The 22720-nt window shown below is 69.1% G+C and carries 22 protein-coding genes; 13 read left to right on the plus strand and 9 right to left on the minus strand.

Annotation, left to right across the window (positions count from 1 at the left end):
• Positions 1-99: 99 nt before the first annotated feature.
• Positions 100-1173 carry a cell division protein ZapE gene (gene zapE, locus ACJASC_RS02210; RefSeq protein ID WP_415143184.1) on the minus strand — a complete coding sequence of 358 codons (1074 nt, stop codon included), beginning with the start codon at positions 1171-1173 and terminating at the stop codon, positions 100-102.
• Between the two features lie 65 nt (positions 1174-1238).
• Between zapE and ACJASC_RS02215 the strand changes: the two genes are divergently transcribed.
• Together ACJASC_RS02215 and ACJASC_RS02220 are read left to right on the plus strand one after the other, a co-directional pair.
• The gene (locus tag ACJASC_RS02215) at positions 1239-1733 is read left to right on the plus strand and encodes a GNAT family N-acetyltransferase (RefSeq protein ID WP_415143186.1); all 495 of its coding nucleotides are present in this window, start codon (positions 1239-1241) and stop codon (positions 1731-1733) included.
• A gap of 97 nt (positions 1734-1830) precedes the next feature.
• Positions 1831-3069 carry an MFS transporter gene (locus tag ACJASC_RS02220; RefSeq protein ID WP_415143188.1) on the plus strand — a complete coding sequence of 413 codons (1239 nt, stop codon included), beginning with the start codon at positions 1831-1833 and terminating at the stop codon, positions 3067-3069.
• A gap of 15 nt (positions 3070-3084) precedes the next feature.
• Here ACJASC_RS02220 and ACJASC_RS02225 read toward each other — a convergent pair whose 3' ends face one another.
• A complete protein-coding gene (locus ACJASC_RS02225) occupies positions 3085-3732 on the minus strand; it encodes a YggS family pyridoxal phosphate-dependent enzyme (RefSeq protein WP_415143190.1) in 648 nt (215 codons plus the stop codon).
• 180 nt (positions 3733-3912) lie between these two features.
• Here ACJASC_RS02225 and ACJASC_RS02230 point away from each other — a divergent pair, with 180 nt between their 5' ends.
• The 4 genes from ACJASC_RS02230 (at position 3913) to holA (ending at position 9249) form a co-directional block, all read left to right on the plus strand.
• Positions 3913-5025, plus strand: a complete 1113-nt coding sequence (locus ACJASC_RS02230; protein ID WP_415143192.1) for a porin — start codon at positions 3913-3915, stop codon at positions 5023-5025.
• Between the two features lie 171 nt (positions 5026-5196).
• On the plus strand, positions 5197-7755 hold the full coding sequence (leuS, locus tag ACJASC_RS02235) for a leucine--tRNA ligase (RefSeq protein WP_415143194.1): 2559 nt from the start codon (positions 5197-5199) through the stop codon (positions 7753-7755).
• The gene (gene lptE / locus ACJASC_RS02240; RefSeq protein WP_415143197.1) at positions 7742-8230 is read left to right on the plus strand and encodes an LPS assembly lipoprotein LptE; all 489 of its coding nucleotides are present in this window, start codon (positions 7742-7744) and stop codon (positions 8228-8230) included. The genes leuS and lptE overlap by 14 nt, the downstream gene beginning before the upstream one ends.
• The gene (gene holA / locus ACJASC_RS02245; RefSeq protein ID WP_415143199.1) at positions 8227-9249 is read left to right on the plus strand and encodes a DNA polymerase III subunit delta; all 1023 of its coding nucleotides are present in this window, start codon (positions 8227-8229) and stop codon (positions 9247-9249) included. The genes lptE and holA overlap by 4 nt, the downstream gene beginning before the upstream one ends.
• Positions 9250-9396: 147 nt before the next feature.
• Here holA and ACJASC_RS02250 read toward each other — a convergent pair whose 3' ends face one another.
• From ACJASC_RS02250 to ACJASC_RS02265, 4 genes are all read right to left on the minus strand, one after another.
• Positions 9397-9621: a hypothetical protein gene (locus ACJASC_RS02250; protein ID WP_021694619.1), complete on the minus strand. Its 225-nt coding sequence runs from the start codon at positions 9619-9621 to the stop codon at positions 9397-9399.
• Positions 9622-9721: 100 nt separating this feature from the next.
• Entirely contained in the window at positions 9722-10369 is a 648-nt protein-coding gene (locus ACJASC_RS02255; RefSeq protein WP_415143201.1) for a YjbF family lipoprotein, read from the minus strand.
• Between the two features lie 2 nt (positions 10370-10371).
• Positions 10372-12519: a YjbH domain-containing protein gene (locus ACJASC_RS02260; protein WP_415143203.1), complete on the minus strand. Its 2148-nt coding sequence runs from the start codon at positions 12517-12519 to the stop codon at positions 10372-10374.
• Positions 12520-12591: 72 nt separating this feature from the next.
• Positions 12592-13767 carry a TIGR03862 family flavoprotein gene (locus ACJASC_RS02265; RefSeq protein WP_415143205.1) on the minus strand — a complete coding sequence of 392 codons (1176 nt, stop codon included), beginning with the start codon at positions 13765-13767 and terminating at the stop codon, positions 12592-12594.
• 65 nt (positions 13768-13832) lie between these two features.
• Here ACJASC_RS02265 and ACJASC_RS02270 point away from each other — a divergent pair, with 65 nt between their 5' ends.
• Positions 13833-14183: a hypothetical protein gene (locus ACJASC_RS02270; RefSeq protein ID WP_415143207.1), complete on the plus strand. Its 351-nt coding sequence runs from the start codon at positions 13833-13835 to the stop codon at positions 14181-14183.
• A gap of 31 nt (positions 14184-14214) precedes the next feature.
• On the opposite strand, the gene ACJASC_RS02275 is transcribed toward ACJASC_RS02270, so the two are convergent.
• Positions 14215-14958, minus strand: a complete 744-nt coding sequence (locus tag ACJASC_RS02275) for an SDR family oxidoreductase (RefSeq protein WP_415143209.1) — start codon at positions 14956-14958, stop codon at positions 14215-14217.
• Between the two features lie 125 nt (positions 14959-15083).
• Here ACJASC_RS02275 and ACJASC_RS02280 point away from each other — a divergent pair, with 125 nt between their 5' ends.
• From ACJASC_RS02280 to lpxK, 6 genes are all read left to right on the plus strand, one after another.
• The gene (locus ACJASC_RS02280) at positions 15084-16598 is read left to right on the plus strand and encodes a DUF2125 domain-containing protein (protein WP_415143212.1); all 1515 of its coding nucleotides are present in this window, start codon (positions 15084-15086) and stop codon (positions 16596-16598) included.
• Positions 16599-16677: 79 nt separating this feature from the next.
• A complete protein-coding gene (locus ACJASC_RS02285; protein ID WP_415143214.1) occupies positions 16678-18024 on the plus strand; it encodes a TldD/PmbA family protein in 1347 nt (448 codons plus the stop codon).
• A complete protein-coding gene (locus ACJASC_RS02290) occupies positions 18011-18802 on the plus strand; it encodes a 3'(2'),5'-bisphosphate nucleotidase CysQ (protein WP_415143216.1) in 792 nt (263 codons plus the stop codon). The genes ACJASC_RS02285 and ACJASC_RS02290 overlap by 14 nt, the downstream gene beginning before the upstream one ends.
• Positions 18803-18857: 55 nt before the next feature.
• A complete protein-coding gene (locus ACJASC_RS02295) occupies positions 18858-19103 on the plus strand; it encodes a DUF4170 domain-containing protein (protein ID WP_021694610.1) in 246 nt (81 codons plus the stop codon).
• On the plus strand, positions 19100-20248 hold the full coding sequence (locus tag ACJASC_RS02300; protein ID WP_415143507.1) for a 3-deoxy-D-manno-octulosonic acid transferase: 1149 nt from the start codon (positions 19100-19102) through the stop codon (positions 20246-20248). Before ACJASC_RS02295 ends, ACJASC_RS02300 begins: the two co-directional genes overlap by 4 nt.
• A complete protein-coding gene (gene lpxK, locus ACJASC_RS02305; protein WP_415143218.1) occupies positions 20245-21246 on the plus strand; it encodes a tetraacyldisaccharide 4'-kinase in 1002 nt (333 codons plus the stop codon). Before ACJASC_RS02300 ends, lpxK begins: the two co-directional genes overlap by 4 nt.
• On the opposite strand, the gene ACJASC_RS02310 is transcribed toward lpxK, so the two are convergent.
• Entirely contained in the window at positions 21233-22156 is a 924-nt protein-coding gene (locus tag ACJASC_RS02310; protein WP_415143220.1) for a DsbA family protein, read from the minus strand. The two genes, lpxK and ACJASC_RS02310, sit on opposite strands and share 14 nt — an antisense overlap.
• A gap of 13 nt (positions 22157-22169) precedes the next feature.
• Entirely contained in the window at positions 22170-22679 is a 510-nt protein-coding gene (locus tag ACJASC_RS02315) for a DUF721 domain-containing protein (RefSeq protein WP_021694606.1), read from the minus strand.
• Between the last annotated feature and the right edge of the window lie 41 nt (positions 22680-22720).

Raw genomic sequence — 22720 nt, forward strand, 5'->3', positions numbered from 1 at the left:
GGCTCCCGACACCAAGATCAGAGTGTCGCATGGCCAATCTGGACAGTATGGAAGGAGGCCAAGGGAAGCGGCCTCCTTCAATTTTTCCGGTCATCCGCCCTAGCTGCGTCCCCAGCCTTCGGCCTGCATTTCCTCAAGGCGGCTCGCGGTGCGCTCGAACTCGAAGCTGCCCTCGCCCTCGACATAAAGAAAGGCCGGTGCCGCAGCGGCCGAGGCCACCAGACGGGTCTTGGCCTCATAGAGCGCATCAACGAGGGTCACGAAACGCTTCGCCTCGTTGAAGTTCGACCGCGACAGGCGCGGGATGCCGTCAATCATCAGGATCTTCACCGCTTCGGCCAGCGCGAGGTAGTCGGCCGCGCCGAGAGGTTTGCCGCACAGCTCGTGAAACCCCGCCCTCGCGATGCCGTTGCGATATTGCGGTACCGTCACGTCACGCCCCGAAACGCGCAGCACCAGAGGCTCGCCGCCCGGCGCGCCCGCGAGATCCTCCCAGATCGCGTCGAGCTTGGCGCGCGCGGTCGAATCACCCGGCATGATCCAGCTCTCCGATCCCTTGAGGCGCCCTTGCCGGTGATCGGTGGGGCTGGCAAGTTCCAACACCTCCATCCGTGCCTTCAGCTTTTCGATGAAGGGCAGGAAAAGCTGCCGGTTCAGCCCGTTCTTGTAGAGGTCGTCCGGCACCCGGTTCGAGGTGGTGACGATGGTCACACCCTGCTCGAACAGCTTCTCGAACAGGCGGCCGACGATCATCGCATCAGTGATGTCGGTGATCTGCATCTCGTCGAAGGCGAGGAAACGCAGCTCGCCCGCCAGACCTTCGGCCACCGGCGCGATGGCGTCGTCCACACCTTGGGCACGGGCCTTGTTCATGTCGGCATGGACCCGCTGCATGAAGGCGTGGAAGTGCCAGCGCGCCTTGGGCAGGTCGATCTCTTCAAAGAGCAGGTCCATCAGCATCGACTTGCCGCGCCCCACGCCGCCCCACAGGTAGAGGCCCTTGACCGGCTCGGGCGCTTTCGGCTTACGAAACCAGCCGCCACGCTGCGGCTCGGGCTGCCGCGCGAGTTCGCGCGCGACGCGGTCGAGCGCCGGCAGGGCCGCCTCCTGCGCCGGATCGGGTTTCAGCGCACCGCTTTCGACACGGGCTCGGTAGGCGTCCTGTATGCTCATGCCGAGCGACATAGCCGCCGCTCGGCACATTGCAAAGCCGGGTCCGGCGCGGCAGCATCGGCCCCATGAAGATCCGCCAAGCCGGGCCCGATGACGTGGCCGACCTCGCCACATTGCACGTGACCTGCTGGGCCGAGACCTATCCCGGCCTCCTGCCCGCCCAAGAGATCGCCCGCTACGACCGCGACCTGCGGCTGCGCCAATGGGAGCAGCAGATCGCCAAGGGCACGAGCCGGATCATGATCGCGCCGGGCGCGGGTTTCGCGCAGATCGGCCCGCAACGCGAGGCCGCGCTGGCGGCGCGCGGTGTCGAGGAAGAGCTCTACGCGCTCTATCTCTTGCGTGCGGCGCAAGGGGGCGGGCTTGGCCGCGCGCTCTTTGCCGCGGCCCTCGGTCCCGCCCCCGGCCCGCTTTCTGCGATGGTGCTCGAGGGAAACGACCGCGCCTGCCGATTCTACGAGGCCACGGGCGCGCGGCTGGCCAAGCGCCGCCCCGAACGGATCGGCGATGCGCTGATCACGGATCTCCTCTACCTGTGGGACACGGCGCCTGCTCCTTGAAACGGGCCCATCCTACTCTTCAAATACTCGACCCAAAGGCCGCTACATGCGCATGGCATGGATTGACAGCACCGCGGGATCGCAGCCTAGATCGCGCATGACACGCCAGCCGCTCATCACTCCCGTTCTCGTCGCCGGATGCCTCATCGTGATGGTGGGTTTCGCCATCCGCGCGAGCTTCGGCGTGTTCCAGATCCCGGTGGCCGAGGAATTCGGCTGGCCGCGTGCGGAATTCTCGCTCGCCATCGCGATCCAGAACCTCGCCTGGGGCTTTGGCCAGCCGCTCTTCGCGGCGATGGCCGAGAAGGTCGGCGACCGCAAGGCAATCGTGCTGGGCGCTTTGGCCTATGCGGCGGGGCTGGTGCTGTCGGCGGGGGCGACGAGCCCGCTGCAGCACCAGATGCTCGAAATCCTCGTGGGATTCGGCATTGCTGGCACGGGCTTCGGGGTGATTCTCGCCGTGGTTGGCCGGGCAGCGTCCGATGAGAACCGCTCCATGGCGCTGGCGGTGGCGACGGCGGCGGGATCGGCCGGTCAGGTCTTCGGCGCGCCGATGGCCGAGATCCTCTTGGGCTACATGACGTGGCAGTCGGTGTTCATTGTTTTCGCGGGGCTGATTCTCGCCACCCTGCTCGTGCTGCCGATGATGCGCTCGCCCGCGCCCGCCTCGACGGCGGAGTTGCAGGACAGCATGGGACGCGTTCTGGGCCGAGCCATACGCGACCCTTCCTATACGCTGATCTTCCTCGGCTTTTTCTCCTGCGGCTACCAGCTTGCCTTCATCACCGCGCATTTTCCGGCCTTCGTGACCGAGATGTGCGCGCCGATCGCGGCAGGGGGCGTTCTGGCGGGGATGGGCATCACCACCACGTCGGGCCTCGGCGCAGTGGCGATCTCGATCATCGGTCTGGCCAACATCGCAGGCACCCTCGCGGCGGGCTGGGCGGGCAAGCGCTTCAGCCGCAAATACCTGCTGGCTGGGATCTACACGGGCCGGACGCTGGCGGCGGCGTGGTTCATCCTGACGCCCATGACGCCCGCAACCGTGCTGATCTTCTCGGGCGTGATGGGCAGCCTGTGGCTCGCCACGGTGCCGCTCACCTCAGGCCTCGTCGCGCATCTCTACGGGCTTCGCTATATGGGCACGCTCTATGGCATCGTGTTCTTCTCCCACCAACTCGGCAGCTTCATGGGTGTCTGGCTCGGGGGCCGGATGTACGACGCCTATGGCAGCTATGAAGCGGTGTGGTGGGTCGGCGTTGGCGTCGGCGCGCTGTCGGCGATCGTGCACCTGCCGATACGCGAACGGCGCACGGCCCCCGCCTTGCCCGCCTGAGACCCGGCGCCTGCCTCAGTCTCGTGCGCCGAAGATCGCCGAGCCCACCCGCACATGGGTGGCGCCGCGCGCGATGGCGGCCTCGAAATCGCCGCTCATTCCCATCGATAGACCCGCAAGACCATTGCGCGCCGCCATCTCGCGCAGCATGTCGAAATGCGGCCCCGGCTCCTCCTCGGCGGGCGGAATGCACATCAGCCCCACCACCGGCAGGTCCAGCTCATGGCAGCGGGCCACGAATCGATCTGCCTCATCGGGCAACACCCCCGCCTTCTGCGGCTCCGCGCCGGTGTTGACCTGCACATAGAGCTTCGGACAGGCGCCCCGCTCCTGTGCCAGCCGCGCCAGCGTCTCGGCCAGCCGGGGCCGGTCGAGCGAATGGATCGCATGGGCGATCTCCACCGCGGCGCGCGCCTTGTTGGTCTGCAAGGGGCCGATCACATGCAGCTCGACCCCGGGGAATCGCGGCGCGAGACTGCCCCATCGGGTCTGCGCCTCCTGCACCCTGTTCTCGCCAAATACCCTGTGGCCGGCCTCGAGCACCGGCAGCACCCGGTCTTCGGGCTGCATCTTGGAGACGGCGATCAGAGTGACCTCGCCGGGGTCGCGACCGGCCGCGCTGGCCGCCGTGTCGATGCTGCTCCTGATCCGGTCGAGCGACATGCGTATCTCCTGATTGGTTCCGGTTTTCCATCTGACAAGTGTGTGACCCCGTTGCATCAATTATTGGGCAGGGCTGAGCGGGGGGGCCAAACTCCTTGAGTGTGAAGGGGGCGGTGCGCAATGAAAACCTCAATGCTGGCTCGACTGGCATTCTCGGGAATGCAAATACGAGGGAAAATCATGAAACGCATCCTGCTCGCCTCGGCCTCGATCGTGGCCTTTGCCGGCGCCGCCGCCGCTGAAATCACCTTCTCGGGTGAAGCCGCTCTGGGCTACAACGACACCGACGCGATCTCCGAAGACGACGAAGACAAGGGCTTCTATTGGGATGCCGAGCTCGGCATCACCTTCAGCCAAGAGCTCGACAACGGCCTCGTCGCCGCCGCGACCGTCACCTCGGACGTCGTCGACAACCAGCTCGAAGGCGACATCTTCGCCGAAGGCTTCGTGCTGTCGCTGACCTCCGAGACCGCCGGCCTCTACTTCGGCGACACCGATCAGGCCGCCAACCTGCGCTGGGACGGCGTTTCGGAAATGGCCAATGACGGCTTCTCCGAGACCGACGGCGAAACCGTGCTGCGCGGCGACTTCATGGCCTACGGCCTCGACGTTTCGCTCTCGGCCCTCGTGGACGACAGCTTCGACGGTGATGAAAACAACCTTCAGAACGGTTTCCTCACCCCCGAGGACGACACCCTCGACCAGTACTCGGTCGGCGTGGCCGGTGAATTCGGCGCGTTCCAGTTCAGCATGGCCTACCAGGCTGAAGAGAACGACTTCAACCAAGCTCCGATCATCGACAACGGCGACTTTGAGCCCGACGAGCTCATCGGTGTGTCGGTCGGTTCCGCCTTCGCCGGCGCCGATGTCGACGTGGCCTATGCCCGCAACCTGACCACCGAGGAAGACTCGACCGGCATCGAAGCTGCCTACCCGATCGGTCCCGTGACCCTCGGCGCCTTCTACGTGGCCGAGTCGGATCAGGATGACGGCTACGGCGTCGCCGTGGACTATGTCTCGGGCGCGCTCACCGTCACCACCGCCTACGAAGAAGTCGACGGCGACGAGGACTGGGCGATCGATGCCGGCTACGACTTCGGCATGGGCCTGAACTTCTTCGCCGGCGTGTCCGATGCGGGTGACGACTACTACGTCGCCGGCACCTACGCCTTGGCCGAAGGCGCGCAGCTCCTCGTCTCCTACGGCGACGACGACAGCGACGACTCCGAGGACGAGATCGGCGATCCCGAGTTCCAGGAAGGCACGACCGTCGAGGTCTCCTTCGAATTCTGATCCGACCGGATCACGACATCAGGCAAGGGCGGTCCTTCGGGGCCGCCCTTCGCTTTTGGGACCACGCATTCATGTGCGTGGGAGTGGCACAGCGGAGCGATGTGCAGTATCACCGCCAGCGGGTCGAAACGCCCCAGCCGAGCCCAGCCAGACCATCCGAGGGACCATACCATGTCGCGCTACACCGCCGCCGAGATCGAAGCCAAATGGCAGGCCGCCTGGGACGAGGCCGGCCTCTTCACCGCGCGGCGCAGCGCCGACAAGCCCAAATACTACGTGCTCGAGATGTTCCCCTACCCCTCGGGGCGGATCCACATGGGCCACGTGCGCAACTACACGATGGGCGACGTCATCGCGCGTCACAAGGTGGCGACGGGGCACAACGTGCTGCATCCGATGGGCTGGGACGCCTTTGGCATGCCCGCCGAGAACGCCGCCATGGCGAGCGGAGGCCATCCCAAGGAATGGACCTACAGCAACATCGCCGACATGCGCGCGCAGATGAAGCCGCTTGGCCTGTCGATCGACTGGAGCCGTGAATTCGCCACCTGCGACCCGGAATATTACGGCCAGCAGCAGGCGCTGTTCATCGACATGCTCGAAAAGGGCCTCGTCTACCGTAAGAACGCGGTCGTGAATTGGGACCCCGTGGACATGACCGTGCTCGCCAACGAGCAGGTGATCGACGGCAAGGGCTGGCGCTCGGGCGCCGACGTGGAGCGGCGCGAGCTAACCCAGTGGTTCTTCAAGATTTCCCAATACAGCGACGAGCTGCTCTCGGCGCTCGACGGGCTCGACGACTGGCCCGCCAAGGTCAAGCTGATGCAGGCCAACTGGATCGGCCGTTCACGCGGGCTGGAGATGGCCTTCGGCCTCACCGAGACCACGCATGGCCATGACCGGATCGAGGTCTATACCACCCGTCCCGACACACTCCTGGGCGCGAGCTTCGTCGGCATCTCGCCCGATCATCCGCTGGCCCGCGCGCTGGAGGCCGAGCGCGAGGACGTCGCCGCCTTCTGCGCCGAGGCACGCAGGGGCGGGACCACCGAGGAAGCGCTTGAGACCGGCGAGAAGCTGGGCTTCGACACCGGCCTCACCGTGCGGCATCCCTTCGACGAGGGCCGCGCGCTGCCTGTATGGATCGCCAACTTCGTGCTGATGGATTACGGCACCGGCGCGATCTTCGGCTGCCCGGGCCATGACCAGCGCGACCTCGACTTCGCGCGCAAATACGACCTGCCGGTGATCTCGACCTTCGCCCCCGCCAAGGATGACGGGCAGGCGCTGGCCGAGGATGGCGGCCCGGCTTACGTGCCACCGAAATCCGAGCCTGTCATCTACATCCGCGGCTTTGCCGGCGAGACCGAGCAGAGCGGCGAGACCGCGATCGACGCCGCCATCGCTTTTTGCGAGGAGCACGGCGTCGGGCGCGGCGTCACCCGCTTCCGGCTGCGCGACTGGGGCCTGTCGCGCCAGCGCTACTGGGGCACGCCGATCCCGATCGTGCATTGCGCCGATTGCGGTGCGGTGCCCGAGAAGAAGGAGAACCTGCCGGTCCGCCTGCCCGTCGACGTGAATTTCGACGTGCCGGGCAACCCGCTCGACCGGCACCCGACATGGCGCGACGCCCCCTGCCCGCGCTGCGGCAAGGCGGCACGCCGCGAAACCGACACGATGGACACCTTCGTCGATTCGTCGTGGTACTTCGCGCGCTTCACCTCGCCCCACGCCGGGACGCCGACCGACATGGCCGAGGCCGAGTACTGGATGAACGTCGATCAGTATATCGGCGGTATCGAGCACGCGATCCTGCATCTCCTGTACTCGCGCTTCTTCGCGCGCGCGATGCACGCGACCGGCCACCTGCCCGAGAAGGCGATCGAGCCGTTCAACGCGCTCTTCACCCAAGGCATGGTCACGCACGAGATCTACCAGACCCGCGACGCCAATGGTCGGCCGGTCTATCACCTGCCCGAGAGCGTCGAGAACGGCGCGCTGAAGGACAGCGGCGAAAAGGTCGAGATCATCCCTTCGGCCAAGATGTCGAAGTCGAAGAAGAACGTGGTCGATCCCAACGCGATCCTCGCGCAGTACGGCGCCGACACCGCGCGCTGGTTCGTGCTGTCCGACAGCCCGCCCGAGCGCGACGTGGAGTGGACCGCCTCGGGCGCCGAGGCCGCGCACAAGCACCTCGCCCGGGTCTGGCGCATCGCAGACGAAGTCGCTGAGGCCACGGACGGCGATGCGGACGCCGACGAGGATCTGCTGCGGCAGTTGCACCGCACGATCCGCGACGTGACGCTCGGGCTCGAAAGCTTCGGCTTCAACGCCGCGATCGCCAAGCTCTATGCCTTCACCTCGGTGCTGTCGAAATCGTCCGCTTCGGCCGGGACGCGCCGTGTGGCCGCCCGCACCCTCGCGCAGCTGATGTCGCCGATGACCCCGCATCTCGCCGAGGAGATATGGACGCGTCTGGACGGTGAGGGCTTCGTCGCCTCCGCGCCTTGGCCGGTGGCCGAAGAGCGGTTCCTCGTCGAGGACAGCGTGACCCTGCCGATCCAGATCAACGGCAAGCGCCGCTCCGAGATCACCGTGCCCAAGGCGATGCCCAAGGACGAGATCGAGGCACTGGTGCTGGGCGACGAGGCGGTGTCGAAGGCACTCGGCGGAGCCGCCCCGAAAAAGCTCATCGTGGTGCCGGGCCGGATCGTCAATGTGGTCGTCTGACCCTTCGCGCCGCCGCTGGCTCTTGGGCGCGCTGGCGCTCGGCGGCTGCGGGTTCACCCCCGCCTTCGGGCCGGGCGGCGATGCGGCGCGGCTGCATGGCAAGGTACGGGTCGAGGCCCCGGCCACCTTTCTGGGCTACCTGCTCCGCGCGCGGCTGCTCGACCGGCTCGGCCCGGCCGAGGCCCCGCGCTATGTACTGACGCTGGAGACCTCCGAAGAGGTCGAACAGGCGGCGGTCAGCGCCGAGGGCGCGGTGCTGCGCTACCGGCTTCTGGGCCGCGCTGAATACGAGCTGCGGCCTCTGGATGACGGCCCGGTGCTGGCGTTCGGCACGGTCGAGGATTTCGCGGGTTACTCCGCCACGCTCGGCACCGTCGCCTCGGAGGCCGCCGAGCGCGACGCGCGCGAGCGTCTGGCCAGATTGCTGACCGTCCAGATCACGACGCGGCTGCTGGCCGTACCCGCGCCGGAATGAAGCTTTCGGCGCGCGATTCGGCGGCCTTCTTCGCCAAGCCCGACCCCAAGGTCGCGGCGGCGCTGATCTGGGGCGAGGACGCGATGCGCGTGGCGCAGCGCCGCGCCGAAGTGATCACGGGCCTCGCCGGTCGCGAGGCCGAGGCCGAGATGCGGCTGAGCCGCCTGCCCGCCGCCGATCTGCGCCGCGAGGCCGCGCTGCTGATCGATGCGGTCAAGGCGCAGAGCTTCTTTCCGGGCCCGCGCGTGGTCTTTGTCGAGGGCGCGACCGACGGGCTCGCGCCGCTGTTCGACGCGGCCCTCAAAGACTGGGCCCCCGGCGACGCGCAGATCCTCGCTACGGCCGGGCAGCTTCCCGCCCGCTCGGCGCTGCGCAAGCTGTTTGAGGCGCATCCTCGGGTGGTCAGCATCGGCATCTATGACGATCCGCCGGGCCCCGAGGAAATCGCGGCGATGCTGGCCGCCTCGGGCGTGCCCGATCCCGACGTCGACGGTCGCGCGCTGCTGCAGGATCTGTCGCGCGCCCTCGATCCAGGGGCGTTCCGCATGACGATGGAAAAGCTCGGCCTCTACAAGCAGGGCGACGCCAGCCCCACCACGGCGGCCGACATCACTGCCGTAGCCCCACGCTCGACCGAGGCCGAAACCGACGCGCTGCTTGCGGTGGTGGCGGAGGGGCGCGCGCCGCAGATCGCGGCGTTGCTGCGCCGTCTCTATGCGCAAGGCACCACGCCGGTGTCATTGTGCATCATGGCGCTCCGCCACTTTCGGCAACTGCACAGCGTGGCGAGCGATCCCGCCGGGCCGGGACAGGGCATCGGCCGGCTGCGCCCGCCGGTCTGGGGACCGCGCCGAGATGCGATGCTGCGCCAGGCCTCGGGCTGGGGTGCCGCGCGACTGGAGCGGGCGCTGGCGCTTCTGATCGAGACCGACCTGCAACTGCGCTCGGCCAGCCGCGCCCCGGCGCAGGCTTTGGTCGAGCGGGCACTGATCCGACTGGCGATGATGGCGCGCCGCTGAGAGGCTTGGGCGGCGGCTTTTCCCGCGCACCACCGCAGCGGCGACGCTCGGCGCACCCTTGCCAAATCCTTGCCTTCAAACGCAAAACGGCGGACCCGAAGGTCCGCCGTTCCGCTCATCCGGCCCGAAAGCCGGATGATCCTGAAATCAGGAGTCGTCCGAAGCGGCCAGAGCGACCAGGCCAGCAACGGCGGCCAGCGGCAGCAGGTAGCCGAGGGGGCCGGACAGCGAGCCGCGAGCGGCGGGGGCTTCGGGCTCGACCACGACAACCGGGGGCTCAACGATTTCGACGGCCAGGCCACCGGCGAAAGCCGAAGAGGCGGTCAGGGTGCCAGCGACGGCGGCGGCGACGAGGGTCTTGGTGAGGCGCATGTCTCTACTCCAGTTGATAACAAAGCGTTAGGTCGGCTATAGCCAAGATAGGTGTATCACACAAGCTGGATGACCAGTTCTCACCCTCCCAAAAACCAAACTAAAGGTCGCTGCTGCGCAAATATGCAACAGTCTGACTGACGAACTGACGCGACGAAACGACCTCTCCGGCATCGTCGAGCCAGTAATAATTGTCGAAGATCAGTGCCGCACCCTTGCAGGACTCGTCGAACCGGCGGGCCGTGATCCGGCGCTGCCCCAGATCGACGGACTCGACTCCCTTCGGGGTCACGGTGCAGTCGAACTCGGCCCGTTCGATTCGATCCAAACCATCAAGCGTCTCGTGCACTCGCAAGGCCTGCCCGCCACCGGCGCGCAGCGCCGCCCGGCTCTGGCGCGTCTCCGCGGCCATCAGGTCGTGGCCGAGACCTCGGGTCGAAACCAGCATCCCGTCGCGCATCGTGTAGGTGAGACCGCCCGGACCTGCGAAAGTCGCCGAGGCGCCATTATCGACCAGCCGCTGCGCCGTACCGGTCAGGCCCAGCGTGTTGAGATCGACCCGTCTCAGCGTCTCAGGATCGACCGGGCCTGCCGTGCCTGCCGGGGCGCCTGCCGCCGGGGTGGCAGCCTGCTGCGTACCCACCAGCGGCGCGACCGCCGTTTGCAGAGCGCCGCTAAGATCCGCGGCACCGCCGCAGCCTGCCAGGAGCGCCATCCCGAGCAGCCCGCCCGTCATTCTGATCCGCATCGTCATTTCCAGAACCGCCCCCAGCCGTCATCGAGATCGTTGAGATGCCCGTCGCGGACCACCTCGTAAAGCCGCCCGTCGACGCGCAGCTTGGCGCCACCGTCGCGCTGCAACGAAGCGAGCGAGGTCGAGGCTTCGCGCCGCGTCGGCTGGCCGACCACGTAGTCGAGCGGGATCGACACCCGGATGCCCTTGTCGAAGGAGCCTTCGCCATAGGCCTCGAAAGGCACGTCGGTCAGGGTGAAATAGGCCCCCACGGCCCAGCCGTTCTCGAATTCGCGGTCGAGCGTCACGGTCGCGCCCCAGTCGCCCGCAAGGTAGCGGCCGACATCAAGTTGCCCGTAGAAGCGGTTGTCGAAATCGTAATATGCCGAGGCATGGCCGGTCACCACGTCGTAGTCCTGAAAGCCGAAGCCGAGATCGAAATCACGTTGGCGCGCATAATTCACCTCGGCACCGAGGCCGAGGCGGCTGTCGGCAGGCTTCCACAGCACCTCGGTCGAGAGACCGCCGTACATTTCCTCGAGATAGCCGCCGGTGGCGCGGGTATAGACGTCGGGCATGGCCCGTCCGTAGTGGGCCAGCGTCAGGTCGCGGATGCCGGTGGTGCCCTGATCGGCATAAAGCGCGGCGTTGCGGCGCACCGGGTAGGGCTCGTCGCCTTCGGCAACCACCAGCTCGGGATTCTCACGGTTGGTATAGAGCTGCTGGCGCAGCGTGCCCGAGGCCACGATGCTGTCAGTGATCTCGTAACGGCCGCTGATCTGCGCGCCGAGTTCGACCTGGAACGGGTCGTCGCCGTTGAACACCGTGATCCGGGCATAGGGCGCCAGACCGTAGGAGAAGCGGTCATCGACGCGAGGCAGATCGACGAGGCCCGCGGCCGGCCCTGCATCTGTCAGCACCAGCCGCTCCGACAGCGCCTGCGTGCCGCCGGCGGTGTCGAAGAAGGTCTCGATGTCGGAACGGTTCAGCGTCACGGCCGACAGCGGCACGCCGCGCTGCATCGGCTCAAGCGTGAAGCGTTCGATCGAATCGGGCAGGCCGAGGCTCAACATGCGCGCGATGCGCCCCATCGCCTGCGCTTCGGCGCGGTAGCGGGTGTTGGTGTAGCGCAGGCGCACGGCGCGGTCCGACAGCTGGATCGAGGACAGCTCGACCCCTTCGGCGGCGAGCGCCTGCTGCAGCGCCGTCCTGATGGTCGCTTCGGGAATCACCCCCCGGTCCCACGTGCTGGCGGCGCGGGCGTCGCCTTGGCGAATACGGATCGGCGAAGGCGCGGGATCGAGGCCGGGGCCGAAGGGCCGCTCGGAAGGATCGATCAGGAAGGTGCCAGTGAAGGCGAGCTCGGAGCCATAGAGCCACGACGCGCCGAGTTGCACGCCGGGCAGCGGGCGGTAGACCACGCCATAGTTGAGCGAGGAGTCGCGCTCGATCAACTCCAGCTCGGTTTCGCGCTCATAGGCATCCGAGGCGTATTCGACCTTCACCGTCAGATCGTCGGTCGCGGCGTATTCCATGCCGCCGAACAGCGCGGCATCCCCCTTGAAGAGCTGATCGACGGCGAATGTGCCGCCTTCGCCGAAATCGAGGCCGGGGCGCTCGTCGAACTCCGAGGAGAGCACGCCGAGCGGGTTGTCGAAGCCGCCCTGCGACCCCAGACGCCCCCACCCCAAGCCGGCGGTCACCCGCAGCTTGTCACCGAAGGTCTTGGTGGCCACAAGGTATTCGGCGCCGTAGGCGCCGGTGCCCAGAAAGTCCTGCAGGCCCACCGCGAAGGCGGGCAGGATCGCGGTTTCATCGTTGAAGCGATAGCGCAGGTCGAAGCTACGATCGAAGTAGTCTTCGATCTGGCCCTCGGACCCTGGCAGGGTGTAATCATCGATCCTGCTGTAACGGAAGCTGCCCGAAAGGCCCGGTAGCAGCTGGAAGGTGAAGGTGGTCCGGACCTGTCCGTCGAATCCGCCGATGGTCGCCGCGATCTGTCCGTCCTTGGCGCTCAGCGCCGAGGGCATTTCGATCAGACCCGGCGTGCCGTACAGCGTATAGCTCAGCCCGCGGTCCGAAACCGCCTGGGCGTGGACCGCCCCCGTCGCCAAGAGAGCCAGAAGGCTCGCCGCCCCGCCCCGGCGCATCGCTCTGATCGTCATCTCTTGCTGCACTCCCTGCTCGCTCGGCGCACAGTAGCGAGGCGCACGGCCAAATGAAAGCAAGCGACCGTCTCAGCCCCGCGCCGTCGCCCATGCCGCCGCCCCGCGCCCCGCATGGGCCCCCGTCGCAAGGCAGGCGGTGAGCAGATAACCGCCGGTCGGTGCCTCCCAGTCGAGCATTTCCCCGGCGGCGAAGGTGCCGGGCCGGTCGCGCAGCATCAGCGCGTCGTCCAGCGCCTCGAAGCGCAGCCCGCCCGCCGTCGAGATCGCCTCGTCGAGCGGATGGGGCCCGGTGAGCGGCACCGGCAGCGCCTTGATCCGCGCGGCCAGCACCGCCGCCTCCCCCGGCAGGGGGCGGGCGAACTCGTGCAGCAGCGCAAGCCGCACCGGGTCGAGCTTCAGCGCCTTGCGCAGGTGGTTCGACAGGCTCGCCTTGCCGCGCGGGGCCTGCAGCCGCCGGGCGACCTCCGCCTCGTCGAGATCGGGCAGCAGGTCGAGCGCCAGCGCCGCGCCGTCGCGCAGATCCGCCGAGACGGCATAGATCCCGCCGCCCTCCAGTCCCCGCGTCGAGACCACGCATTCGCCCCGCACCCGGCGTGTCCCGGCGATCAGCGCCACGGGTTTGACGGGGGCCCCGAAATGGGCGCGCATGTGATCCGACCACGCGACGCCGAAGCCCATGTTGGCCGGGCGGAACGGCGCGACATAACCGGGCATCAGCGCAGCCCAAGCCCCGTCCGAGCCCAGCCGCGCCCAGCTCGCCCCGCCCAGCGCCAGCACCGTGACATCCGCCGTCTCGGCCTGTCGCCCCTCGGGCGTGTCGAACAGAGCCGCCGCCCCGTCCCAGCCTGCGAAGCGCCAGCGCGTTCGCAGCACCACCCCCGCCGCGACCAGCCGCGCCAGCCAGGCCCGCAGCAAAGGCGAGGCCTTCATCGCCTCGGGAAAGACCCGCCCGGTCGAGCCGGTGAAGACCGCCTGCCCCAAGCCCCGCGCCCAGTCCTGCACCCGCTCGGGGCCGAACGCCTCGAGCGCGGCGCGCAACGCCTCGGGTCGCGCGCCATAGGCCGCGTCGAAGGCTTCGCGCGGCTCGGCCTTGGTCATGTTCAGACCCGATTTGCCCGCCATCAACAGCTTGCGGCCCATGGTCGGCATCTGCTCGGCCACGCTCACCTGCAGACCGGCGCGCGCCAGCTCTTCGGCGGCCATCAGCCCCGCCGGTCCGCCACCGATCACCAGTGCCCGCGCCATCGCCGCCCTCCTGCGGCCCCGCGCCGCGCTTGCCGGGGTGCGCATGGCGCCCCATTTCTTCCCCCATGCCAAGCCGCCGCGAAAAACGCCAGACCGAGGCCCGGGCCGTCGCCACGCCGCACGCCGTGCCGATCTGCGCGCTGTGCGAACGCCCGATCCCCGAAGGCGTGCCGCAAAGCTCGCATCACCTCGTGCCCAAGATGAGGGGCGGCACCCACGGCCCGCAGGTGCTGCTGCACCACATCTGCCACAAGGAGATCCACGCGACGTTGTCGGAGACCGAACTGGCGCGCAGCTACAACACGCCTCAGGCGCTGCGCGCGCATCCCCGGCTCGAAAAGTTCATCGCATGGGTGTCGAAACGCCCTCCGGAGTTTTCCTCGAAGGTGCCGGGGCGACGCCGCGCCCGCGGTTGAGGACGCCGCGCGCCGCGCGCCGCGAGGCGTCCTAGATCAGGCCGATCCGCCTGCGGATCGTTTCGTCGCGCAGCGACACCTCCCGGCCGACCTGATCCGAGGCCTTGTCCGAACACATCCAGGCCAGCGCCTTGGCGGGCCATTCGGGCGGGATATGCACCGACCAGTCGAGCCGGCTCACCGCGTTGATGCCGCTCGCCTTGATCTCGCGCTGCATCTGCGTGGCCACCGTGCCGGGCGACAGCCCCATCGCGCGGATGCCCCGGCCCCGGTATTCGAGATCGAGCGAAGACGTGAGCATCGCGGCCCCGGCCTTGGAGGCGCAATAGGCCGACCAGCCCTCGACCGCGTTGTGCGCCGCCCCCGACGACACGGTGATGATCGTGCCGCCGCCCTGTTCGAGCATCACCGGCAGCGCCGCGCGCATGCCGTTGAAGACGCCCTTGAGGTTGATGTCGATCACCTTGCCCCAAGCCTCGGGATCGAGATTGCCCATGGCACCGATCGGCTCGATTGCGCCGGCGTTGTTCACCATCACGTCGAGCCGCCCGAATTCCTTGACGCAGGCCTCGATCGCCGCCTCGACCTCCCAGTAGCGGCTGACGTCGCAGGGGATGGCAAGGCCCGCCTCGCCCAGCTCCTTGGTGATGTCCGACAGCGCCTCGGCGCTGCGCGCAAGCAGCGCGACGCGCGCGCCTTGGGCCGCGAATTCCCGCGCGGCGGCCGCACCGATGCCCCGGCTCGCCCCGGTGATCAGAACCGTCTTCCCCTGCATCGCATCCTCCTCGGCGCTTTGATCTTTCGTCCAGCCTAGCGGGGGCCTAGTCTCCGGTCCAGACACGCCGGTCCCCCGGCGGAGCGGGCTGGGCCCGTGGATCGCGATTGCAAGGAGGGCCCGAAATGGCCGCATTGTCGAAAACCGCGCCGATCGGCGCGCTGATCCTGCTGGCAGGGGCCGCGCAGGCCGAAGTCACCGCCGAGCAGGTCTGGCAGGACTGGCAGGAGGGCGCGCGCCGCCTCGGAGAGACCCGGATCGAGACCGGCGCCGAAGACCGCGCAGGCGACACGCTCACCATCACCGATCTGGTGCTGACGATGCAGGGCGAGGACGGGACGCTCATCGCCCGCCTGCCGCGGATCGTCTTCACCGAGACCGGCGACGGCACGGTCGAGATCGGCATGTCCGACAGCTACCCGATCACCATCACCGGCACCGACGAGGCGGGCGTCGAGTCCGAGATCGACCTCTCGGTGCGACAGACCGGCCTCGCCCTCACGGTGAGCGGCGACCCGGAGGCGATGCGCTACGACTATACCGCCAGCCGCTACGCGCTGACGCTCGACGAGATCACCGAAGCCGGCGAAGTGGTCCCCGCGGAGGGCCTCTTCGCGCTCAATGCCCTGAGCGGCAACTACCTCGCGCAAACCGGGACGGACGGGCTGCGCCGCACCGGGTACGACATCGCCGCCGAGACGCTGGAGATCGCGCTGGAGGGCGAGGACGACGAAACCGGCGGCACGTTTTCGATCGATGCCAGCGTTGCCGAGATCGCCATCGACGGCGCCCTGTCTCTGCCCGAGGGCATGGATGAGGCCGAGGCGCTGCCCGAGGGCTTCTCGCTCGCCTTCGACTATGCCACCGGGCCGGCCTTGGTGGAGTTCGACGGAGAAGGCCCGCAGGGCCGCGCCGCCGGCACCGCGCGCACCGGCTCGAGCGAGGTGAGCCTCGCGCTCGACCCGGCCCGCGCCAGCTATGCCTCCTCGACCAAGGGCCTGACGCTGACGCTCACCGACGGGCCGCTGCCCTTCCCGCTCGAGGCCTCGGTGGCCGAATACGGCTTCGCCCTCGACGCGCCGCTGGCGGCGAACGAGGCGGCGCAGGATCTCTCGGCGCGCGTGACGCTCGACAGCCTGACCCTGAGCGACCCGATCTGGGCGCTGTTCGACCCTTCGGCGATCCTGCCGCGCGATCCCGCGACGCTGATCCTCGAATTGTCGGGCACCGCGCGGCTGCCGCAGGACCTCACCGATCCTGAAACCGCCGAAGCCGTGGGCGAAGAAGCCGCGATGGCCGAGGCCGCGCCTGAGATCGAGAGCCTGACGCTTGACCGGCTGGTGCTGCGCCTCGCCGGCGCCGAGGTCTTGGGCGACGGCACCTTCAGCTTCGACAACAGCGATTTCGAGACCTTCGCGGGCTTTCCACGCCCCGAGGGGCAGATCGACCTTCGGATTACCGGCCTGAACGGGCTGATCGAGAATCTCTCCCGGCTCGGCGTGATCCCCGCCGAGCAGCTGATGGGTCCGCGGATGATGCTGGGCCTGTTCACCACGCCGGTGGGCCATGACGAGCTGACCTCGACCATCGAGATCAACGCGGAAGGCCATGTCATCGCCAACGACCAGCGGATCAAGTGAGGCTGTCGCCCGCGCCGTCGCTTTCCAGCGGGGCGCGGGCGCGCTAGATGCACGGGCGACAGCCCGAAAGGATCGCCCCATGACCGTATCGCTCGCCGACCTGACCGACCGGATGCTCGCGGCGGCCCGCCGCGCCGGGGCCGACGCCGCCGACGCGGTGGCGGTGGACGGCACGGCCCTGTCCATCGACGTGCGCGATGGGCGGCTCGAACAGGCGGAACGCTCCGAGGGCGTCGATATCGGCCTGCGGGTGCTGATGGGCCGTCGTCAGGCGGTGGTGTCGTCGTCGGACGCGCGCGACGCGACCATTGAAACCATGGCCGAACGCGCCGTCGCCATGGCGCGCGAAGCTCCAGAGGACCCGCATGCGGGCCTTGCCGATCCCGCGCAGCTGGCCCGCGACACCGACTCGTCGCGGCTCGAGATGTACGACCCCTCGCCCGAGCCCGATCCTGGAGCGCTCGAGGAGGATGCGCGCTGCGTCGAGGCCGCCGCGCGCGGCGTGGAGGGCGTGACGCAGGTGCAGGGCGCGACGGCGGGCTATGGCCACCGGCGCATCCACATGGCGGCCAGCAATGGCTTTTCGGGCGGCTATGAGAGGTCGGACCGGGCGATCTCCTGCGTGGCGGTCTCGGGCAGCGGCACCGGAATGGAGCGCGACTGGGACGGCGACAGCCGCATCTTTCAGGCCGACCTGAAGAGCCCCGAGGAAATCGGGCGCCTCGCGGGCGAGCGCGCCGTGGCCCGGCAGAAGCCGCGCCGTCCGCGCACCGGCAAATACCCCGTCCTGTTCGACGAGCGGATCTCTTCCTCGCTGATCGGCCACCTGCTGGCCGCCGCCAACGGCGCGGCCATCGCGCGCGGATCGAGCTGGCTTCTGGGCCGCGAGGGCAGCCAGGTGTTGCCGAGCGGCCTGTCGCTTATCGAGGAGCCACACCGCCCCCGCGCCTCGGGTTCGCGCTTGTTCGACGGGGAGGGCCTGCCCACCGCCGAGCGGGCCGTGGTCGAGGACGGGGTGCTGACGGGCTGGATCCTCGATCTGGCCACCGCGCGCAAGCTGGGGCTCACGAGCACCGGCAACGCCGCGCGCGGCACCTCGGCGCCGCCATCGCCTTCGGTCACTAACCTGCGGCTGACCCAAGGGGCGGCGAGCCGCGAGGACCTGATTGCGCAGATGGGCACCGGGCTTCTGGTCACCTCGATGATCGGCTCGACCATCAACCCCAATACCGGCGATTACTCGCGCGGGGCCTCGGGCTTCTGGGTCGAGAAGGGCGAGATCCTCCATCCGGTTAACGAATGCACCATCGCGGGCAACCTGCGCGACATGCTCATGACCCTCGTGCCCGCCAATGACGCGCGCACGCATCTGAGCCGCATCGTGCCCTCGCTTCTCGTGGACGGGCTGACCCTTGCAGGCGACTGATCACAGTGAGGATCTGGCGCTTCTGGTCGCCGCGGCCCACGCGGCGGCGCCGATCGCCATGGAGTTCCGCACCCCCGAGGTCTGGGACAAGCCCGATGGGGCGGGGCCGGTCTGCGAGGCCGACCTCGCGGTGGACGCGATGCTGCGCACGCGGCTCGGCGCGGCGCGGCCCTCCTATGGCTGGCTTTCGGAGGAGACGGCGGACGCGCCGGAGCGGCTCGCGGCCGAGCGGAGCTTCATCGTCGATCCGATCGACGGCACCCGCGCCTATCTCGAAGGCAGCGCCGACTGGGCGCATTCGCTCGCCGTGGCCGAGCACGGACGGATCACCGCCGCCTGCGTGCTGCTGCCCAGGCACGGCCTGCTCTATACCGCGACGCTGGGGGGTGGCGCATTTCTCAACGGTGCGCCGATCCGCGCCAGCGACCAGACCGACCCCGCGCGCGCCACGCTGCTCGGGCCGCGCCTCGCGATGAGCCCCGAACAGTGGTCGGGCGGCGACGTGCCGCCGGTGCGCCGCGCCTTTCGCTCGGCGTTGGCATGGCGGCTGTGCCTGCTGGCCGAGGCGCGGTTCGACGCGATGCTGACGATCCGCCCCACATGGGAATGGGACATCGCCGCCGGCTGCCTGATCCTGACCGAGGCGGGCGGCACCGCCACCGACCGGCGCGGCGCCGTGCTCACGTTCAACAAGCCGGTGCCGCAAAGCGACGGCGTGCTGGCGGGGGGCGCGCTGCATGGCGTGCTGCTGCCGCTTCTGGACCCCGCCGCCGCTTGACCCGGCCCCTTCGACGCGTAATTTGCCCCCGGAGCCCCCAACCCGAGGATACCCCATGACCCAGCGCCTGCATCTCGTCTTCGGCGGCGAGTTGACCGACCCGTCGCAGAACGTGTTCCGCAGCACCGAGGACATCCACATCGTCGGCATGTTCCCCGACTACGCCTCCGCCTACAACGCGTGGAAGACCGAGGCGCAGCGCACCGTGGACAACGCCCACATGCGCTACTTCATCGCCCATATCCACCGCCTGCGCGATGAGGAGGCCGCCGCCTCGCCGACCGAGGAACTCGGCAGCTGAGACAGCCGCCCGCCGATCCCGCGCGGCGGCCCGAGGGGCCGCTGGTCTGGGTGCATTGCCCCGACCCCGAGCGCAGCCGCGCCGCCATGGCGCTGGCGCGGCGGCTCGAGGAGGAGCGCGAGCCGGTGACCTTGCTGCTCACGGCGGCGGCGCGGCAGCGCGACGCGCCGCGCAACATGCTGCAATGGCCGCCGTTTCTGGACAGCCGCGCCGCCACGCAGGAGTTTCTCGGGCGCTGGCGGCCGGATCTGTTGATGTGGATTCGCGGCCCGGTTCAGCCGTCTCTTCTGTCCGAGACGGCGCGTGCCGGCATCCCGGCCCTGCTGGTCGATGCCGAGGCCGAGACCGCCATGCTCGCAGGCGGCGGCTGGCGGCCGGGCGCGCGGCGCGCGGCCTTCGAGGTGTTCGACCGGGTGATGGCGATCGACGGGACGGCGGCGGCGCGATTGCGCCGCATCGGCGTGGCACCCGACCGCATAGAGATTACCGGACGGCTCGATGACAGCCGCCCCCTGCCCGGCTGCCACGAGCGCGACCGCGCCGATCTCGCCCATGCAATCGGCCCGCGCCCGGTCTGGCTCGTGGCAGGCGCGGTCGAGGACGAGCTGACCGCCATCGCCATCGCGCAGCGGCAGGCCAGCAAACGCGCGCACCGGCTGCTGCTGATCCTCGCCCCGGCCAGCGAAACCGCCGCGCCGCGCATTGCGCGATCCCTGCGCGAACAGGGGTTCATCGTGGCCGAGCGCGGCGAAGGGGCCGAGCCCGACGAGGCGACCGAGATCTACGTCGCCGACGGGCCGGGCGAGATCGGGCTTTGGTACCGGCTCGCGCCGATGACGATGATGGGTGGCACGCTGTCGGGCCTGCCCTGCCGCGACCCTATGGAGCCCGCCGCCCTGGGCTCGGCGGTGCTGCATGGCCCTCAGCAGGCCCGGTACGCGGATGGCTACGCCCGGCTCACCGCCGCGGCCGCCTGTCGCGGCGTGCGCGGCCCCGCCGATCTGGGCTTTGCGGTCGAGGCGCTGCTGTCGCCCGACCGGGCGGCGCTGCTGGCGCGCGCGGCATGGGGCGTGGCCACCGCGGGGGCCGAGGCCACGAACCGGGCGATCGACCTCATCCACACCGCGTTGGAACGCGGCTCATGAAACCGCCCCTCTTCTGGGATGGCGACCCTGCCCGGCCCGGCCCGCGCGCCCGTGCCCTCGCGCCGTTCGCCGCGCTCTATGCCGCCGCCACCGCACGGCGTGTCGCGCGTCCGGGCTGGCGCGCGCCGGTGCCGGTGATCTGCGTGGGCAACCTCAACGCGGGCGGCACCGGCAAGACGCCGACCGTCATCGCGCTGGTGCAGCGCCTCGCGGCGCGCGGCGTCGTCGCCCATGTGGTGAGCCGGGGCCATGGCGGGCGGCTGGAAGGGCCGGTGCGGGTCGAGGAGCGGCACCACTCCGCCGCCGATGTCGGCGACGAGCCGCTTCTCCTCGCGGCCTTCGGCCCGGTCTGGGTCGCGCGCGACCGCGCGGCGGGGGCGCGGGCGGCGGTGGCGGCGGGCGCGCAGGTGCTGATCCTCGATGACGGGTTCCAGAACCCCGCTCTCGACAAGGATCTGTCGATCGTCGTGGTCGATGCCGCGCGCGGCTTCGGCAACGGGCGGGTGATCCCGGCGGGCCCCCTGCGCGAGCCGGTGACAGCGGGGCTGGCGCGGGCCAACTTGGTGCTGTCGATCGGCGGCGCGGGCCAGCAGGCGGGCTTTGCGGCGCGCTGGGGCGCGGCTCTGGGCGATCTGCCGCATTTGACGGGCCGCCTCGCACCGCTTGCCACCGGCATGGTCTGGGACCGAATGCCCGTGCTGGCCTTTGCGGGCATCGGCCATCCGGAGAAGTTCTTTGCCACGCTGCGCGGCCTTGGCGCCGATCTGCGCCGGGCCGAGGCGCTGGGCGATCACCAACCGCTGACGCCGGCGCTGATGGCGCGGCTTGAGCAGGAGGCGCGCGCGCTTCCCGCGCAGCTCGTGACAACGGAAAAGGACGCGGTGCGTCTGCCCGCGTCCTTTCGGTCCAAGGTCCTGACGCTGCCGGTGCGGCTCGAATGGGACGATGCCGCCCCGCTCGACGCCGCGCTCGACCGGCTGGAGCTTATTCCTCGATAAGTCCGTCGATGATCTCGGCCATGTCCGGCCAGGCCATGTTGGAATACTTCTCGCCGTTGATGAGGAAGGTCGGGGTCGAGTTGATCTCGTCGGCTTCGGCGTTTTCCTCGTACCAGCTGACGAGTGCCTGCGCGGTGTCGCCATCGGTGAGGCAGGCCTCGAGCTGGGCTTCCTCGATCCCGGCCGAGAGGCCGATGGCGCGCAGCTTGGCCGCGATCGCCGCCGGATCGCCGCCGCCGGCCCAGTCGCGCTGCTGGTCATAGAGCATGTCGGAAATGCCGAAGAACTTGGTCTCGCCGCCGCAGCGCGCGATCATCGACGCCCAGAGGCCGGGACGGTCGAAATAGACCTCGCGGTAGACGAAGCGCACCTTGCCCTCGTCGATGTAGTCCTTGAGCTGCGGATAGCTGGTCTCGTGCCAGTTTTGGCAATGCGGGCACGTGTAGGAGGCGTATTCCATCACCGTGACCGGCGCGTCCTCGGCGCCCTGCACCATCTCGACGATGCCCTCTTCGACAGAGGCCCCGTCTTCATCGCTGGCCATGTCCTGATCGGTGTCGGCGTTCGAGGTGGCGGTGCCGCTTTCGGTGACGGTCGTCTCCGCTTCGGCCTCCATCTCCGCGTCGTCCTCGACAGCGCCGTCCGTCTCGACTTCGGTCGCCGTCTCGGTTTCGGCCATGGCACCGGTGCCCGTCTCGACCTCGGCCTCGGCCTCCGTCTCGGTGTCGCCTTCGGTAGTGGTCTCGGCGTCCGGTTCAGTCCCGGTCGGTGCTTCGGTCGTGGCCTCGGCGGTTGTCCCGGCCTCGGTCTCGGCCTCTGCGCCGGTGGCCTCCTGTGCGGAGATCGGGGCAGCGAGAGCCATCCAGCCCAGCGCAGCGGTCAGGGCGATGGTGGAGCTTGCGAGTTTCATGGGTCTTCCTGTCTCAATTCCGATGCTTGGAGAAGACATTGGCACCCAGCGCCTCGAGCGCAAGTCGCAATTCCGTGTCTCCCACCCCTTGGGCGGTCCTCGCCGCCTGCGCCGTCACCTCCGGATCGGGGCTGCGGGACACGGGTTTGGCGGCGGGCGCGAAGGCGGCCTCGCCTTCGGCGAATCCCGTGGGCGCGGTCTGGGTGATGCGCACCTTGGCGATCGCGCGGTAGCCATAGCAGGCGTTGACCCGCTCTCGGATCGCCTCGCACTGCATCGACAGCATCGGCGCCTGCGCCCCGGTGGTCAGCAGCGTCAGCGTCGCGCCGAGCCCGTCGCGCCCATAGCCGACCTTGACCGGCTGGGCGATGCGGGCCGTGTCCTCGCCCACGATCTCGGCCCAATGGGTGAGAAGCCGGGTCACGGCAAAGCCGCGCGCCTCCGAGGCGCCGCGAATGCGCGACTGCAGCAGGCCCGAGGCCTGTGCAAAACCGCGTGTGGTGGAGAAGCGTCGCTGTTTCATGACAGCCCCTAGTCTACTAGATGGAAGGGGGGCCGGACCAG

The sequence above is a fragment of the Limimaricola cinnabarinus genome (assembly GCF_047631075.1).
In the GTDB taxonomy this organism is placed as follows: domain Bacteria; phylum Pseudomonadota; class Alphaproteobacteria; order Rhodobacterales; family Rhodobacteraceae; genus Limimaricola; species Limimaricola cinnabarinus.

Bases quoted from the DNA above. Each gene is read 5' to 3' on its own strand.
- ACJASC_RS02215 (WP_415143186.1), top strand. From the start codon at position 1,239: ATGAAGATCCGCCAAGCCGGGCCCGATGACGTGGCCGACCTCGCCACA.
- holA (WP_415143199.1), top strand. From the start codon at position 8,227: ATGAAGCTTTCGGCGCGCGATTCGGCGGCCTTCTTCGCCAAGCCCGAC.
- ACJASC_RS02255 (WP_415143201.1), bottom strand. From the start codon at position 10,369: ATGCGGATCAGAATGACGGGCGGGCTGCTCGGGATGGCGCTCCTGGCA.
- ACJASC_RS02225 (WP_415143190.1), bottom strand. From the start codon at position 3,732: ATGTCGCTCGACCGGATCAGGAGCAGCATCGACACGGCGGCCAGCGCG.
- ACJASC_RS02270 (WP_415143207.1), top strand. From the start codon at position 13,833: ATGCCAAGCCGCCGCGAAAAACGCCAGACCGAGGCCCGGGCCGTCGCC.
- ACJASC_RS02260 (WP_415143203.1), bottom strand. From the start codon at position 12,519: ATGACGATCAGAGCGATGCGCCGGGGCGGGGCGGCGAGCCTTCTGGCT.
- ACJASC_RS02250 (WP_021694619.1), bottom strand. From the start codon at position 9,621: ATGCGCCTCACCAAGACCCTCGTCGCCGCCGCCGTCGCTGGCACCCTG.
- zapE (WP_415143184.1), bottom strand. From the start codon at position 1,173: ATGAGCATACAGGACGCCTACCGAGCCCGTGTCGAAAGCGGTGCGCTG.
- leuS (WP_415143194.1), top strand. From the start codon at position 5,197: ATGTCGCGCTACACCGCCGCCGAGATCGAAGCCAAATGGCAGGCCGCC.
- ACJASC_RS02315 (WP_021694606.1), bottom strand. From the start codon at position 22,679: ATGAAACAGCGACGCTTCTCCACCACACGCGGTTTTGCACAGGCCTCG.
- ACJASC_RS02275 (WP_415143209.1), bottom strand. From the start codon at position 14,958: ATGCAGGGGAAGACGGTTCTGATCACCGGGGCGAGCCGGGGCATCGGT.
- ACJASC_RS02265 (WP_415143205.1), bottom strand. From the start codon at position 13,767: ATGGCGCGGGCACTGGTGATCGGTGGCGGACCGGCGGGGCTGATGGCC.
- ACJASC_RS02310 (WP_415143220.1), bottom strand. From the start codon at position 22,156: ATGAAACTCGCAAGCTCCACCATCGCCCTGACCGCTGCGCTGGGCTGG.
- ACJASC_RS02280 (WP_415143212.1), top strand. From the start codon at position 15,084: ATGGCCGCATTGTCGAAAACCGCGCCGATCGGCGCGCTGATCCTGCTG.
- ACJASC_RS02285 (WP_415143214.1), top strand. From the start codon at position 16,678: ATGACCGTATCGCTCGCCGACCTGACCGACCGGATGCTCGCGGCGGCC.
- ACJASC_RS02220 (WP_415143188.1), top strand. From the start codon at position 1,831: ATGACACGCCAGCCGCTCATCACTCCCGTTCTCGTCGCCGGATGCCTC.
- ACJASC_RS02295 (WP_021694610.1), top strand. From the start codon at position 18,858: ATGACCCAGCGCCTGCATCTCGTCTTCGGCGGCGAGTTGACCGACCCG.
- ACJASC_RS02230 (WP_415143192.1), top strand. From the start codon at position 3,913: ATGAAACGCATCCTGCTCGCCTCGGCCTCGATCGTGGCCTTTGCCGGC.
- lptE (WP_415143197.1), top strand. From the start codon at position 7,742: ATGTGGTCGTCTGACCCTTCGCGCCGCCGCTGGCTCTTGGGCGCGCTG.
- lpxK (WP_415143218.1), top strand. From the start codon at position 20,245: ATGAAACCGCCCCTCTTCTGGGATGGCGACCCTGCCCGGCCCGGCCCG.